The sequence below is a fragment of the Burkholderia sp. KBS0801 genome, from assembly GCF_005937855.2.
Taxonomy (GTDB): Bacteria; Pseudomonadota; Gammaproteobacteria; order Burkholderiales; family Burkholderiaceae; genus Burkholderia; species Burkholderia ambifaria.
Map to the genome: position 1 here is coordinate 712,142 of NZ_CP042179.1, position 13,837 is coordinate 725,978.

Sequence of the window (13,837 nt, forward strand, 5' to 3'; positions counted from 1 at the left end):
GAGAATCGCGCGTCAGCCCTGTGCGTGGCGCTGGCGCGACTCAGGATCATCATCAATGGCCCGCCATCCCTCGGCAGCCAATTGATCATCGTCGGTCAAAGCCCCCTCCATCACCGGCACATCGATTTCGTGGCCGTTGTGAAGCTTGACCATATACGAAGACGTGCCCTTCTGGTGATTGGCAATAATCAACTGACCGTGCTCGTCCGTTACACCGTCCGCAATCTTGGCTGCGCCCTTGTAAAGGGTATACGGCTCATAGGCAAGCGGCCGACCGCCATCTGGATGCGAACGAAGGACCACTGCAAGACTTTCCTTTTGCTCCAGTTCCTTGAACGAAACGGGATCGGGCGCCTTCACCGGCTTGTTGTCGGGCCCCACGAGGCTATGCGACGCCGCGTGCTCGCGCCAAACACCGCTCGTTCCATGGACCACGCCGCTTCCGCTCCACTGGCTGTAGCTGGATCCGCCATTGATCGACGCTTCGTCGCTCGCCTGCGTACTGACTTTCGGCGAACGGAACACGATCTCCTCACCGGCCTCGAGAATGATGCGCTTGGCAGCTTTGACGATGACGTCTTCCTTGTGCGCCTCAATCCGAAGCTTGCCATCCGCCGTGACCAGTTTCATCCCCTTGGCCGCGAAGGCGCTCATCCAGTCCCCGACCCGTATCAGCAACCGCCGTCCCGCACTGATCTGCGTATTGCCGGAGCTCACGGCATCGATGGTCGTCTGCGCACCGAGCACCATCGCGTCCTGACTGACCACGGTCACGCCGGCCGGCCCCTCGATGGCAACCATTGGTGCGCCACCAGTGCCACCGCCCTGGTTGACGTTGCTACCTGCATCCCAACTCTTGATCTGCGACGCGATCTTCTCGATACGCGCGAGGTCGGTATTGTCTGCATCATGAGCAGCAGATGCGTCGCCAAGGTTTTGAACCAGCTCCTGCAATTGCTCGATCAACGTCTGCAACGCCGTCCGCTCGAGCATCTTGCCTTCGGCACGCCCCTGCTGTTGAGCCGTCACGTACACGCCTTTCCCGGCACGAACGACGGCCTGCGCATCGGTTCTTGCCTCCAGGCCGTCACCGCGAGGTGCGCCCTGACCACCATCGCGAGGCTCCGTGAGGTAGCCGAGGTTCAACTGCGTATAGGTGTGCTCGCTGGCAAGCTGGCTGCTGATCTGGCCGGGCGTATCGTCGAAGCGCAACTGGTTATATCGATCCGCCTTGACTTCCTTGGTCTTGATGCCGGACAGATATCGATTGCCCGGAAGCGAGCCCGTGTGGCTGAACGTGGTCGGCATGTTGGGACCGCTGTGCAGCACCCCTGTCACGATCATCTTGTCCGGATCGCCGTGCAAATGGTCGACCAGCACTTCCATGCCGGCGCGCGGCAACATGTCCATCCCGTAGTTCGGGCCTGCCCATGGACTGACCCATCTTACCCACGCGCTGTCCCGCTCGGTTCCGCTAGCGCCGGCACCGTGCGCATGTGCATGGTCATCGGCTCGCAAACCAAGAATCTGCACCTTGATGCGGCCGAGTTCATCGCAATGGACTTCTTCACCGTCCCGGCCGACCACCTTGGCGGTAAATGGATGCACGGGCGGCAGATCGACATGCGGATCGTAGGCTGGCGTCAGCGGCACGCCACGGCGCACGCATATGAACGTGTTCTCGTAGCGGACGCCGTCCCCTTCCTGAGCCGGCAACGCATCGAAGCTCCAGCGGCTCGCGGCAAACAATGCCTGAGCCCGTTCGTCCAGCTCCTTGGCAAAATTGTTGGTGGCTCGATGGTGAAGGCTGGTAACGACGAATTGGCGCTGTTCCTCCGGCCGTGTGTCGACTTCTGGATGCCCCTGCAGCGTGAACCAGCAACCTGGCGACACATCGCGGACATCACTGGACGCATATACGCATTCGGCGCGATGTTCGTGCGCAAGAATGCGTGCCTTCGCCAAGCGCTCCTGATCGGCATCGGAATCGCCCACATGCGGGACGTCGATGACTGAATCGGCCAGCAACTTCGCGAGATCGTTTCCGGCCTCTCCCTGATCGATGATCGTCTCTTGCTCGGACTGAAGCATCCTGCCGGTCTTGTAATCCCAACTGGCGCGTCGGACGCTTCCAGGCGTCAGCACACGAGCAGTGGACCATAGCGTGACCGAATCACGCTCCCTCGACTGCGCACCTCGATGGTAGGAAACGCGGCCCGCGAGCGCCTGCGGCAATTTCGTCGGGTCGTCACAGAACACGATTGTATGGACCGGCGTATCGGTTGCCGCGCCATCATGTTTGCCGGCCCGGGCGTACCAGAAAATGCCGTCGCGCCGACATAGTCGACGGATAAAGGCCGCATCCGACTCATCCGCCTGGCGCGACTGCTCGCGCTTCGGATATTGCTTGCGATCGAGGATGAGCTCGAAATCGAACGCCTGCGCCAAAGCTGAACTGCGTTGTTGCCATTCCTGCAGCAGCGTTTCCAGAATGTCCGGGACACTCATCGAACGGAACGTTCTGCTGTTGACACGCTGCTCAAGGATGCTGAGCGCATCTCGCAACGTTAGCTGGACACATGTGAGGGAGCCGTCTGATTGGCCGGCGCGTACGTCGGTGATGATCCCGTTGATCGGATACGGTTTGCCTCTATCCGTTATCAGTTGAACTGAAAGCGGTAGCCCCAAAAAAGTGGCGAGTGGAAGATCCGGACGTGAAGACAGACAGGTTAAGTGCCCTTCGATGCCGGTGCACAGGCCCTCCGCCAAATCGATGTTCTGTGGCACGAGGACATGCGCGAGCGCGTCTTGATGACGGCCCCAGCGAAACCTGATCGCACGATTGTTCTGATCGAGCGCGCTAACGAAGGCGCGCAGCATTTCGGTCACGTTCACTTGTCGAGGGGCATTCGGCAACGGCGCTCTCAGATCGCCATGTCACCTGCATGCTTATCTTAATTGTTTAGCCGTTGATTCTAAATGCAAAGTTCACACAAAAACAATCTCGTTATGATAATCGCGATGCAATGACGTGATGGCGCGCCGAATATTCCCGAATCGACGCATCGCCCTACGAGTGATTTCGGTACAAATCAATCTCAAGCCATTGATTTTATTAAATTTTCGAATTTCACAACACACGATTTCCCTCGGCCCGCGCCGTGCCAGCACTTTTCTCGGGACCATCACGCGACAATTGTTGACTGTCCTCCCGCGCCCGAACTGGTACGATGCGCGTCGCGTCTGCGATGCACCCAGGGACGCCTGATCGTTCCCTTTTTCGATCCCCGCGCGCGCATCTTGCCGCGCCGAATCGCCGGCCCGGCCTCTCGTTGAACCCCGTAGCATCTCGGCGCCGCCCCATCCGGCGCCGTTGCAGCAACCGTTGGAGTGGCGCACGTCGCGCCTGCAAGCATGAAGAAACTGAAGCAGCACATCATGACCCTGAGCGGGAAAGACCGAACGCCGATGGTACGCGCAGGCGCGCTGCTGTTGATGGCCGGCCTGCTGTACCTGCTGTGGCCATCCGCCGAAACCGCCTACCTCGCGATGGAGTCGGTGATCCGCTGACGCACACGGCGGGCCGCGCCCTGCGCTATACTCGCGCCATGGAAATCAAACCTGCCTCGCCGACCGTGCATTGCTGGTGGCGCGCCTGACCCAGGCGGCCCGTTTCCTTTTGCATGTCCCGAACGTGATGCCGCCAGCCATGGCGGCATTGTCGTTTCTGCGCCTACGTCATGGCTGGTGGCTTCGATAACCCGGAGCCAACCCGTACCATGACGCACCCGACCCGTCCGACCATCCTCACCGGCGACCGCACGACCGGCCCGCTGCATCTCGGCCACTACATCGGCTCGCTGCGCGCGCGCGTGCAGATGCAGCATGAGGCGACGCAGTTCCTGCTGCTCGCCGACACGCAGGCGCTGACCGACAACATGGGCCGCCGCCAGCGCGTCACCGAGAACGTGATCGAGGTCGCGCTCGACTACCTGGCCGTCGGCATCGACCCGGCGATCTCGACGATCGTCGTCCAGTCGCAGGTGCCCGAGCTCGCCGAGCTGTCGCAATACCTGCTCAACCTCGTCACGGTCGCGCGCCTCGAGCGCAACCCGACCATCAAGGAAGAGATCCGCCTGCGCGGCTTCGAGCGCGACATCCCGGCCGGCTTCCTGACCTACCCCGTGAGCCAGGCCGCCGACATCACCGCGTTCAAGGCGACGCACGTGCCCGTCGGCGACGACCAGTTGCCGATGATCGAGCAAACCAACGAACTCGTGCGCCGCTTCAACGCGACGGTCGACAAGCCGGTGCTGGTCGAATGCGAGGCCGTGTTATCGGCCGTCACGCGGCTGCCCGGCATCGACGGCAAGGCGAAGATGAGCAAGTCGCTCGGCAACGCGATCACGCTCGGCTCGACGCCCGACGAGATCACGCAGGCCGTGAAGGACATGTACACGGACCCGAACCACCTGCGCGTCAGCGATCCCGGCCAGGTCGAGGGCAACGTCGTGTTCACGTTCCTCGACGCCTTCGAACCCGACGTGCCGAAGGTCGACGAACTGAAGGCGCACTATCGCCGCGGCGGCCTCGGCGACAGCGTCGTGAAGCGCGTGCTGAACGAGCGGCTGCAGGCGCTGATCGAGCCGATCCGTGCGCGCCGCCGCGAATTCGAGGCGGACAAGGCCGAGGTGATGGCGATCCTGAAGCGCGGCACGCTGCATGCGCGCGAGGTGGCCGGCGCGACGCTGGCGGAGGTGAAAGGCGCGATGGGGCTCACGTATTTCGATTGAGCGGTGACGGCGGCGGGCATCGCCGTCGTGCGACATGCGCTTCCAAAACGAGCGCCGGCACGGGACGCGACCGGCGACAATTTGAAACATTTTGCGCCGGCCGTCCTTTCAACGAGAATGGCCGATTTCGCTGGCACCACAGTGCCGTTCGCCCGCCACCATGCAGCACGCGTCAGCGATCCTGTCGCTCTTGGGCGGCTCGTGTCCCGGCGCCCACGCCACCGGGAGCGTTCTTGCGAAATTGACCCGCAAAGAGGACTTCATTAACTTGAGCCGCCATCCATAACTACGGCGAACGGGGGCGTACAGCACGTGCGCTGCGCCGGCATTCCGAGGGCGCCAAATGAATACCTATCGCTACCAGGGCCAGCACAACCTGAGTCCGATCGAACTGTTCTTCCAGATCGCGAAACCGGAGGACAGGATTCTGTAATGGACGACCGCCACATTTGGGAAGCGCTGGAAGCATTCGTGCGCCAGGAAGCTGCGGTATCGAGCAAACGCCAGATTACCGCGGACACGTCGCTCACCGACGATCTCGGACAAACCGGAGACGATGCCGACATCTTCATGGAGCGATTCTTCGCCCGTTTCGAGGTCGAACGTGGCGACTACGATTTCGGGCGTTACTTCCTGATGGAAGGCGAGGGGTTCCTGTATCACGTGGTCCGCAAGTTCATCCTCAGGAAACCCCATACGTTCAAACGTGACGCATTGACCGTCGGCATGCTGTGCAAGGCGGTATCGCTCGGCGTGTGGGACTCGGCGGCGATCAAAAGCTGATCCGCCCGCACCGTCATTGACACATGCACGAGCGATCTCGATTCGTTCGCGCGCGCGCGCCCCTCACGTAATCTGATACGTCGACGCCGGCACGAATTCCTCCGGCATCGCGCGATCCCCAAGCTCCAGCACCGACCGTTCGATCGTGCGCGCCATCGCGTCGAGCGCCAGCGCGTTCGGCGCGAGGCCGAACGGCTCGGCCACCTCGTTCGCGATCGCTTCGAGCGCGATCAGCGTATACGAGATGAATACGCAGATCAGCGGCGTGAAGAACTCCGTCGAATCGACGAGACCGAACGGCAGCAGCACACAATAAGCATAGACGGTGCGGTGCAGCAGCACGCTGTACGAAAACGGAATCGGCGTGGTGAGGATCCGCTCGCAGCCGCCCACCGCCCGGCCCAGCTCGACCAGTTGCGCATCGAACATCCAGCACGTCGTGTCGCCGCCGGGCGCGCGGCCCAGCGCACGGACGATCCCGCCGCGCAGTTCATCGAGAATCGCGACAGGCTGGTAGCACTTGTGCGCGAACGCGGCGGCACGCTCGGCGCCGAGGATGCGTTGCAGGTCTTGCGTCGCATCGGTATGACGCAGCTGATGTTTCAGCGCATACGTGAACGCGATCAGCAGATCGGCGAGCCGGTTGCGCTCGGCGTCGCCGACGCTGTCGGGCAGGTAGCGGTGCAATTGCGACGTGACGGTGCGCGCCGCGATCAGCAGGTTGCCCCACAGAAGCCGCGCCTCCTTGAAGCGCTCGAAGCTCGCGTTGTTGCGAAAGGCGAGGAAGATCGCGAGCGCGAGCCCGAACAGCGTGAACGGTGCGGTGTTCAGCGGAATCTTCTCGCCGAAGATGCGCCCGTTCGTGAAGACCGCCAGCGTGCTGACGATCGCCATGAACACGAGTTGCGGAATGATCGACTGCAGCACGGAGCCGTTCCATACGAACAGCATCCTGAGCCAGTTTTGTCGTGGTCTGACGATCATGGTGTTGTCTCGACTGCCAAGGAAATACGCAATGCCTGCGCCCGATGTGCGACGGCCCGCGCGTGGCGGGCCGCTATCGGAGCGATATCGGGTGCATCGCTCAGTGATAGCCGATGTCGCCCTCGCGCACCTTGCCGCGGAACACGCGGTACTGCAGCGCGTTGTACACGAGAATGACCGGCAGCACGATCACCGTGCCGACGAGCGCGAACAGCTGGCTGGAATGGCTCGACGACGCCTCCCAGATCGTCAGCGACGGCGGCACGATGTTCGGCCAGATGCTGATCACGAGCCCGGTGTAGCCGAGGAACACGAGCGCGAGCGTCAGCAGGAACGGCGTCGCCTCGTGCTGGCGCTTCACCGTATGGAAGATGCCCCACACGCACGCGGCGACGAGGATCGGCACGGGCAGGAACCAGCCGAGGTAGCCGCTGCCGAACCAGCGGTGCGCGACCGCCGGCAGCCCGATCACGGTCCACAGGCTGACCACGCCCATCACGGCGAGCAGCACGCCCGCGAGCGGCTTCATCAGCACGCGCATCTTGCGCTGCAGTTCGCCGTCGACTTTCAGGATCAGCCAGCCGCAGCCGAGCGTCGCATAGGTGACGAGCACGCCGATCCCGCAGAACAGGCTGAACGGCGACAGCCAGTCGAACGGCCCGCCCGCGAACTGGTGGTCCACGATCCGGATGCCCTGCAGCAGCGAACCGAGCACGATCCCCTGACAGAACGCGGCAAGCGCGGAACCGCCGATGAACGCGAGATCCCACAGGTGCTGCGTGCGGTTCGCCTTCGCGCGCAACTCGAACGCGGCGCCGCGGAAGATCAGCCCGACCACCATCAGGATCAGCGGCAGGTAGTTCGCCGGCAGCAGCGTCGAGTAGACGACCGGGAACGCTCCGTACAGGCCTGCGCCGCCGAGCACGAGAAAGGTCTCGTTGCCGTCCCACACCGGCGCGACGGTGTCGAGCATCACCTGCCGCTCGGCCTTCGCGTCGAAGAACGGAAACAGCAAACCGATGCCGAGGTCGAAGCCGTCCAGCATCACGTAGATGAACACGCCGAGGCCGATGATCGCGGCCCACACGACAGGAAGATCGATCTGCATGGCTTACTCCGCTTCGGTGACGTTCAGCGGCGTGGACAGCGCGCTCTTGCGCAGCCCTGGATGCCGGTGCAGCTCGATATACCCGGCGTGTGCGGCCGGCCCGCGCTTCATCAGGTTCAACATGTAATAGATCCCCGTTCCAAACACCAGGAAATACACGACCACGAAAATCAGCAGCGACACGCCGACCTGCTGCGCGCTGAGCGGCGCGACCGAATCGATGGTGCGCAGCACGCCGTATACGGTCCACGGCTGCCGCCCGACCTCGGTCGTGACCCAGCCGGCCAGCAGCGCGACGATGCCCGACGGCCCCATGCACACGACGAACCACTGGAACCAGCGCGTTTCATACAGGCGCCCGCCCTTGCGCAACAGCAAGCCGAGCACCGCCGTGAGCAGCATCAGCATCCCGAGGCCGGCCATGATCCGGAAGGTCCAGAATACGATCGGCGAATACGGACGGTCCTGCGGCGGGAATTCCTTCAGCCCGCGAATCTCGCCGTCCCAGCTGTGCGTGAGGATCAGGCTGCCGAGGTGCGGCACCTGGATCGCATAGCGCGTCGTTTCGGCCTGCATGTCGGGCAGGCCGACGAGGTTCAGCGCGGTGCCGCCCTTCTCCGTTTCCCACAGCCCCTCGATCGCCGCGATCTTCGCCGGCTGGTATTCGCGCGTGTTCAGCCCGTGCGCATCGCCGACGACGATCTGGATCGGCGCGAGCACCAGCAGCATCCACAGCGCCATCGAGAAGCTGCGCTTCACCGGCTCGTCGCGGCGCCCCTTGAGCAGATGCCACGCGCCGCACGCGGCGACGATGAAGCCCGCGACGATGAACGCCGCGATCGTCATGTGCACGAGGCGATACGGAAACGACGGGTTGAAGATGACCTTGAACCAGTCGACCGGCACGACGAGGCCGTTCTCGATCTTGTAGCCCTGCGGCGTCTGCATGAAGCTGTTCGACGCGAGAATCCAGAACGTCGAGATCAGCGTGCCGACCGCGACCATCAGCGTCGCGAAGAAGTGCGCCCGCGGGCTGACGCGTTGCCAGCCGAACAGCATCACGCCGAGGAAGCCTGCTTCGAGGAAGAAAGCAGTCAGGACTTCGTAAGTGAGCAGCGGACCGGTGATGTTGCCCGCGACGCGCGAGAAGCCCGCCCAGTTCGTGCCGAACTCGTAGGCCATCACGACGCCGGAGACGACGCCCATCCCGAAGCCGATCGCGAAGATCTTCGACCAGAACTGGAACATCGATTTATAGGCGGCGTCGCCGGTGACGAGATAGCGCCATTCCAGCACCGCCAGAAAGCTCGCCATGCCGATGCTGATCGCCGGAAACACGATGTGGAACGACACCGTGAACGCGAATTGCAATCGTGCGAGATGGAACGCATCGAAGATTTCCATGACCGTAATTTGCTCGTGGTTGTGAGGACGTCAGCTCGAAGCAGGAAATCGCGCGACGACTTCGCGACGGCACGCGCCAACCTGGACGGATCGCGGTGCACGGCAACGAAGCGTGAATGACGATATCGCGTTTTGGACGATACTCGCAATCGCGCGAACGTGCGCTGAAACTGTGCTTTCCCCCGGTCGGAAGATGTGTGCACGGAAAACCCGTTTCAGGGGCGGGCGGCCGTCAGCTGTACTGCTTTCCGCATCGCGACGCTGTGCATCCGCGCCCGGGCCGAACGCCCGTACCATCGGCTCGAAGCCTGCCCGTGGCGAGCCGGCTCGACGCCGCGCACCGCCCTTTGCAGCATCCGTTTCCGTCGCCCGGCGCCCGCGCCGGCCGCTTCCCGATTCCCCCCTGGAGAAAACCGTATGGAGCCCAGCGACCGCCCCGACGATCCAGCCGGCAGCCGCGCGTGTCATGTGACGCGTCATCGTGCCGGCGACGCACTGGGCGCCGTCGATCGCGTCGTCGACGAGACGCCGGTTGCACTCGTATTCAACGGCATCGCGCACACGGTGATGATGGCGACGCCGATCGACCTCGACGCGTTCGGCCTCGGCTTCGCGCTGAGCGAAGGGATCGTCGAGCGCGCGTCCGACGTCTTCGACATCGAAACCGAATACCGGCCCGATAGCGCCGAAGTGCGGCTCACCGTGTCGCAGCAGGCGTTCATGGCGCTGAAGGCGCACCGGCGCGCGCTCGCCGGCCGCACCGGCTGCGGCGTCTGCGGGATCGAAAGCATCGCGCAGCTCGATCTGCATCCGCCCCGCATCGCGGCCGCGGGCGCGGCGGCCGGCATCGGCGCCGACGCCGTCGCGCGCGCCGCCCGCGCATTGCCGGCGCGGCAGCCGCTGATGCGCGCAACCGGCGGCATCCATGCGGCCGCCTGGTGCGACCGCGACGGCGCCGTGCTGGAAGTCTTCGAGGACGTCGGCCGCCACAATGCGCTCGACAAGCTGATCGGCCGGCTCGCGCGGCGCCGCGCCGACCTGCGCGCGGGCTTCGTGTTCCTGTCGAGCCGCGCGAGCTACGAGCTCGTGCGCAAGGCGGCACGCGTCGGCATCCCGATGATCGCGACGATCTCCGCGCCGACGTCGCTCGCGATCGACGTCGCCCGCGAAGCCGGCGTGCGGCTGCTCGGCTTCTGCCGCAACGACGGCTTCGTCGAATACGTGTCGCCCGACGCGCTCCCGTTACCCGAACCCACGCATGCGCAACCGCATGCGCTCACCGCTCGATGACACCCCTGACCGATTTCGATACCGCCCAACGGCATTTCGCCGGCGCGTTCGCACCGCCGCCTGCGGCCGTCTCCATTCCGGTCGCGCAAGCGGCCGGCCACGTGCTCGCCACGCCGCTCGCCGCCGTGCTCGACCAGCCGCCCGCCGACCAGAGCGCGATGGACGGCTATGCGGTCCGGCACGCGGACCTCGCGCACGGCGAGCCGTTGCGCGTCGCGCAGCGCTGCTATGCGGGCGACGCGCCGTCGCCGCTGGCCCCGAGCACGGCCGCGCGGATCTTCACCGGCAGCCTGATTCCGCCCGGCGCCGACACCGTCGTGATGCAGGAGCACGCGCACGAGCAGGACGGCTGGGTCGCGTTCGACGCGCCGCAGCGCGCCGGATCGCATATCCGCCGCCGCGGCGAGGAAGTGCGCGCGGGCGACCTGCTGATGCCGGCCGGCGTGCGGCTCGGCGCGATGCACGTCGGCGTCGCGGCCGCGCAGGGTTGCGCGCACATCGATGTGCGGCCGCCGCTGCGGGTCGGCATCCTCACGACCGGCGACGAGCTCGTCCCGTGCGGCCAGCCGCGTGCGCCGCAGCAGATCTACAACAGCAACGCGCCGATGCTCGCCGCGCTGGTGGCGGGAACCGGTGCCATCGTCGCGGCGAGCGAGCATGCCGCCGACACCGCGGCTGCCGTCGATCAGGCGCTGCGCACGCTGGCCGTGCGCTGCGATGTGGTCGTGTGCGTCGGCGGCGCATCGGTCGGCGACAAGGACCTGCTGCGCCCCGCGCTGACCGCGCTCGGCGCGTCGTTCCTGGTCTCCGGCGTGCGGATGAAGCCCGGCAAGCCCGTCGCGCTCGCGCGCCTTGACGAACGGCCCGTCGTGCTGCTGCCCGGCAATCCGGGCGCCGCGATGACCGCGTTCGCGCTGTTCGTCGCGCCGCTGATCCGCCGCCTGCAGGGGCGCGACGACTGCGTGCCGGCCGTGCCGTCGCTGCCGATCGATATCGACGTCGAGCCGGATGCGCAGCGCGAACGCTTCGTGCGCGTGCGCCGCACCATCGACGCCCACGGCGCACCCGTGCTCGACACGCTGCGGCAGCAAGGCGCCGGCACGCTGCAATCGCTCGTGCAGGCGAGCGGGCTCGCGCGGCTGCCGGCCGGTCGACGCATCGCACGCGGCGACGCGGTGCCGTATTACGATTTCGCGCACTGGCTCGCGTGAGCATGAGCATGCATGCGATGCCCGCCTTGCGTGCATGCAGGATCGCGAACTGTATTCCTGCATTTCGGGCGGGATTGTGCCTCTGCCGGAAAAGTCCGGCGGACTATCCTCACGATGACGCTCGTCACGACCTGTGCGCCGATACGTCGGCGCATACGCGGCCGCTCGGCGACGCCGTTCCGCTCACTTCATGCAGGCCGACGAACCGATCGTGAATGCCATCGTTTCCGCGCCGGCCGCCGCCGCATCCGGCGGCGCATCGCCCGGCGCCTTCTCCCGCCCGCTCGACACGCTCGCGCGGCCGCTGCGCGACCTGCGGCTGTCCGTCATCGACCAGTGCAATTTCCGCTGCGGCTACTGCATGCCGCGCGACAGCTTCGGGCCCGACTATGCGTTCATGCCGTCGTCCGAGCGGTTGTCGTTCGCGCAACTCGAGAAGATCGCCCGCGCGTTCATCTCGCTCGGCGTCGAAAAGATCCGACTCACCGGCGGCGAACCGCTGCTGCGCCGCAACCTCGAAGCGCTGGTCGAACGGCTCGCGACGCTGACGACCGTCGACGGCAAGCCCGTCGAAATCGCACTGACGACCAACGGTTCGCTGCTCGCCGCCAAGGCACGCTCGCTGCGCGATGCCGGCCTGTCGCGCGTGACGGTGAGCCTCGACGCGCTCGACGATGCCGTGTTCCGTCGCATGAGCGATGTCGAGGTGCCCGTCGCGCGTGTGCTGGCCGGCATCGAGGCCGCGCAGGCGGCCGGGCTCGCGCCGGTGAAGGTCAACGCGGTGATCGAGCGCGGCGCGAACGACGACCAGATCCTGCCGCTCGTGCGTCACTTCCGGCATAGCGGCGTGGCCGTGCGCTTCATCGAATACATGGACGTCGGCGGCGCGAGCGCGTGGTCCGGCGACAAGGTCGTGCCGGCCACGCGGATGCGCGAGTTGATCGAGGCAAGCTATCCGCTCGTGCTCGTCGGCGAACCGGGGCACGACGCCACCGCAATCCGCTGCCGGCACATCGATGGGGCGGGTGAAGTCGGCTTCATCGCGAGCGTGTCGCATCCGTTCTGCGGCACGTGCTCGCGCGCCCGCGTGTCGGCCGACGGCCGGCTCTATACGTGCCTGTTCGCGACGCAGGGCACCGACCTGCGGCCGTGGCTCGACGACAACGCCTCGACCGGCCAGCTCGCCGATGCCGTGCGAGCACGCTGGATGCAGCGCGACGACCGCTATTCCGAGCGGCGCGCGACGCGTGCGGCGCGGCCGTCGGGCAAGACCTATCCGACCGTGCGCATGTCGCTCGTCGGCGGCTGACGGCTGCCGCGCGAAGCGCCGCGCACCGCTTACAGGAGAATCCCGTCATGACGAGTTTCACCGAATCCCGTGGCGCGCCACCCGACGATCCGTCGCGTGACGGCAGCCATCCCGAGCCATCCGCGCTGCACACCGAACCGCCGCCGGCGATTGCCGCCGGCTTCGAGGTGCGCGTGCAATACGCGGCGATCGACGCCGGCGCCGAAATCGCGCCGATCATTCGCAATCCGAATGTCGGCGCGGTCGTGAATTTCCTCGGTGTCGTGCGCAACGAAGGCGACGTCGACGACGTGATCGCGCTCGAAGTCGAGCACTATCCGACGATGACCGAGCAGGCGCTTTGGAGCATCGTCGAGGAAGCCGGCGCGCGCTGGCAGCTCGAAGCGGTCAGGATCGTGCATCGCGTCGGGCGGATTCCGCTGGGCCAGCCGGTCGTGATCGTCGTGGTCGCCGCCGCGCATCGCGCATCGGCGTTCGATGCGTGCGAGTTCATCATGGACTTCGTGAAGACGCACGCGCCGTTCTGGAAGAAGGAGATCCGGCACGACGGCGTGTCCGGCTGGGTCGAGCCGAAGGCGCATGACGACCAGGCGATGCGGCGATGGGGATGAGCGCACCGGCCATGCCCTTTCCTCTTTCGCCGATTTCGCCGCTTCCTCCGATTTCGCCCGGGACATCGCAATGAAACTGACGATCAAATATTTTGCGAGCATTCGCGAACACCTGCATACCGACGAGGAAGTCATCGAGATCGATGCGGACGAGGTCACCGTCGACGCGCTGCGCGGCACACTCGCCGCACGCGACGCGCGTAGTGGAGAAGCGCTGCGAATGGATCGGCCGGTGCGGGCGGCCGTGAATCTCGAGATGGTGACGGGCGGGTTCGTCGTGCGCGAGGATAGCGAGGTGGCGTTCTTTCCGCCGGTGACGGGCGGGTGATCCGTTCGCATCGAGC

General features: G+C 65.3%; 12 protein-coding genes. 8 read left to right on the plus strand and 4 right to left on the minus strand.

Annotated features, from left to right (window positions below; genetic code table 11):
- Positions 1-12: 12 nt before the first annotated feature.
- Positions 13-2,880, minus strand: a complete 2,868-nt coding sequence (locus FFI87_RS32780; protein WP_138850878.1) for a type VI secretion system Vgr family protein — start codon at positions 2,878-2,880, stop codon at positions 13-15.
- Between the two features lie 534 nt (positions 2,881-3,414).
- On the opposite strand from FFI87_RS32780, the gene FFI87_RS34675 reads away from it, so the two are divergent.
- The 3 genes from FFI87_RS34675 (at position 3,415) to FFI87_RS32790 (ending at position 5,576) form a co-directional block, all read left to right on the plus strand.
- Positions 3,415-3,570: a hypothetical protein gene (locus FFI87_RS34675; RefSeq protein ID WP_006753127.1), complete on the plus strand. Its 156-nt coding sequence runs from the start codon at positions 3,415-3,417 to the stop codon at positions 3,568-3,570.
- Positions 3,571-3,779: 209 nt separating this feature from the next.
- On the plus strand, positions 3,780-4,793 hold the full coding sequence (trpS, locus tag FFI87_RS32785; protein ID WP_138850559.1) for a tryptophan--tRNA ligase: 1,014 nt from the start codon (positions 3,780-3,782) through the stop codon (positions 4,791-4,793).
- 432 nt (positions 4,794-5,225) lie between these two features.
- The gene (locus tag FFI87_RS32790; protein WP_138850560.1) at positions 5,226-5,576 is read left to right on the plus strand and encodes a DUF1493 family protein; all 351 of its coding nucleotides are present in this window, start codon (positions 5,226-5,228) and stop codon (positions 5,574-5,576) included.
- Positions 5,577-5,639: 63 nt separating this feature from the next.
- Here the strand turns inward: FFI87_RS32790 and FFI87_RS32795 are convergent, their stop codons facing one another.
- From FFI87_RS32795 to FFI87_RS32805, 3 genes are all read right to left on the minus strand, one after another.
- Positions 5,640-6,560, minus strand: a complete 921-nt coding sequence (locus FFI87_RS32795; RefSeq protein WP_011660581.1) for a bestrophin family protein — start codon at positions 6,558-6,560, stop codon at positions 5,640-5,642.
- Positions 6,561-6,660: 100 nt separating this feature from the next.
- Entirely contained in the window at positions 6,661-7,668 is a 1,008-nt protein-coding gene (cydB, locus tag FFI87_RS32800) for a cytochrome d ubiquinol oxidase subunit II (protein WP_138850561.1), read from the minus strand.
- A 3-nt stretch (positions 7,669-7,671) separates the two neighbouring features.
- On the minus strand, positions 7,672-9,072 hold the full coding sequence (locus tag FFI87_RS32805) for a cytochrome ubiquinol oxidase subunit I (protein WP_138850562.1): 1,401 nt from the start codon (positions 9,070-9,072) through the stop codon (positions 7,672-7,674).
- Positions 9,073-9,489: 417 nt separating this feature from the next.
- Between FFI87_RS32805 and fdhD the strand changes: the two genes are divergently transcribed.
- From fdhD to moaD, 5 genes are all read left to right on the plus strand, one after another.
- The gene (fdhD, locus tag FFI87_RS32815; RefSeq protein WP_138850563.1) at positions 9,490-10,362 is read left to right on the plus strand and encodes a formate dehydrogenase accessory sulfurtransferase FdhD; all 873 of its coding nucleotides are present in this window, start codon (positions 9,490-9,492) and stop codon (positions 10,360-10,362) included.
- The gene (gene glp, locus FFI87_RS32820; RefSeq protein WP_138850564.1) at positions 10,359-11,573 is read left to right on the plus strand and encodes a gephyrin-like molybdotransferase Glp; all 1,215 of its coding nucleotides are present in this window, start codon (positions 10,359-10,361) and stop codon (positions 11,571-11,573) included. Before fdhD ends, glp begins: the two co-directional genes overlap by 4 nt.
- A gap of 190 nt (positions 11,574-11,763) precedes the next feature.
- Positions 11,764-12,882: a GTP 3',8-cyclase MoaA gene (moaA, locus tag FFI87_RS32830; RefSeq protein WP_138850565.1), complete on the plus strand. Its 1,119-nt coding sequence runs from the start codon at positions 11,764-11,766 to the stop codon at positions 12,880-12,882.
- A 47-nt stretch (positions 12,883-12,929) separates the two neighbouring features.
- Positions 12,930-13,493, plus strand: coding sequence for a molybdenum cofactor biosynthesis protein MoaE (locus FFI87_RS32835; protein WP_138850566.1), 564 nt, complete (start codon positions 12,930-12,932; stop codon positions 13,491-13,493).
- Between the two features lie 70 nt (positions 13,494-13,563).
- A complete protein-coding gene (gene moaD, locus FFI87_RS32840; RefSeq protein WP_138850567.1) occupies positions 13,564-13,821 on the plus strand; it encodes a molybdopterin converting factor subunit 1 in 258 nt (85 codons plus the stop codon).
- Positions 13,822-13,837 lie beyond the last annotated feature (16 nt).

Bases quoted from the DNA above. Each gene is read 5' to 3' on its own strand.
- FFI87_RS34675 (WP_006753127.1), top strand. From the start codon at position 3,415: ATGAAGAAACTGAAGCAGCACATCATGACCCTGAGCGGGAAAGACCGA.
- glp (WP_138850564.1), top strand. From the start codon at position 10,359: ATGACACCCCTGACCGATTTCGATACCGCCCAACGGCATTTCGCCGGC.
- cydB (WP_138850561.1), bottom strand. From the start codon at position 7,668: ATGCAGATCGATCTTCCTGTCGTGTGGGCCGCGATCATCGGCCTCGGC.
- moaA (WP_138850565.1), top strand. From the start codon at position 11,764: ATGCAGGCCGACGAACCGATCGTGAATGCCATCGTTTCCGCGCCGGCC.
- FFI87_RS32780 (WP_138850878.1), bottom strand. From the start codon at position 2,880: ATGCTGCGCGCCTTCGTTAGCGCGCTCGATCAGAACAATCGTGCGATC.
- FFI87_RS32795 (WP_011660581.1), bottom strand. From the start codon at position 6,560: ATGATCGTCAGACCACGACAAAACTGGCTCAGGATGCTGTTCGTATGG.
- FFI87_RS32835 (WP_138850566.1), top strand. From the start codon at position 12,930: ATGACGAGTTTCACCGAATCCCGTGGCGCGCCACCCGACGATCCGTCG.
- FFI87_RS32805 (WP_138850562.1), bottom strand. From the start codon at position 9,072: ATGGAAATCTTCGATGCGTTCCATCTCGCACGATTGCAATTCGCGTTC.
- moaD (WP_138850567.1), top strand. From the start codon at position 13,564: ATGAAACTGACGATCAAATATTTTGCGAGCATTCGCGAACACCTGCAT.
- FFI87_RS32790 (WP_138850560.1), top strand. From the start codon at position 5,226: ATGGACGACCGCCACATTTGGGAAGCGCTGGAAGCATTCGTGCGCCAG.
- trpS (WP_138850559.1), top strand. From the start codon at position 3,780: ATGACGCACCCGACCCGTCCGACCATCCTCACCGGCGACCGCACGACC.
- fdhD (WP_138850563.1), top strand. From the start codon at position 9,490: ATGGAGCCCAGCGACCGCCCCGACGATCCAGCCGGCAGCCGCGCGTGT.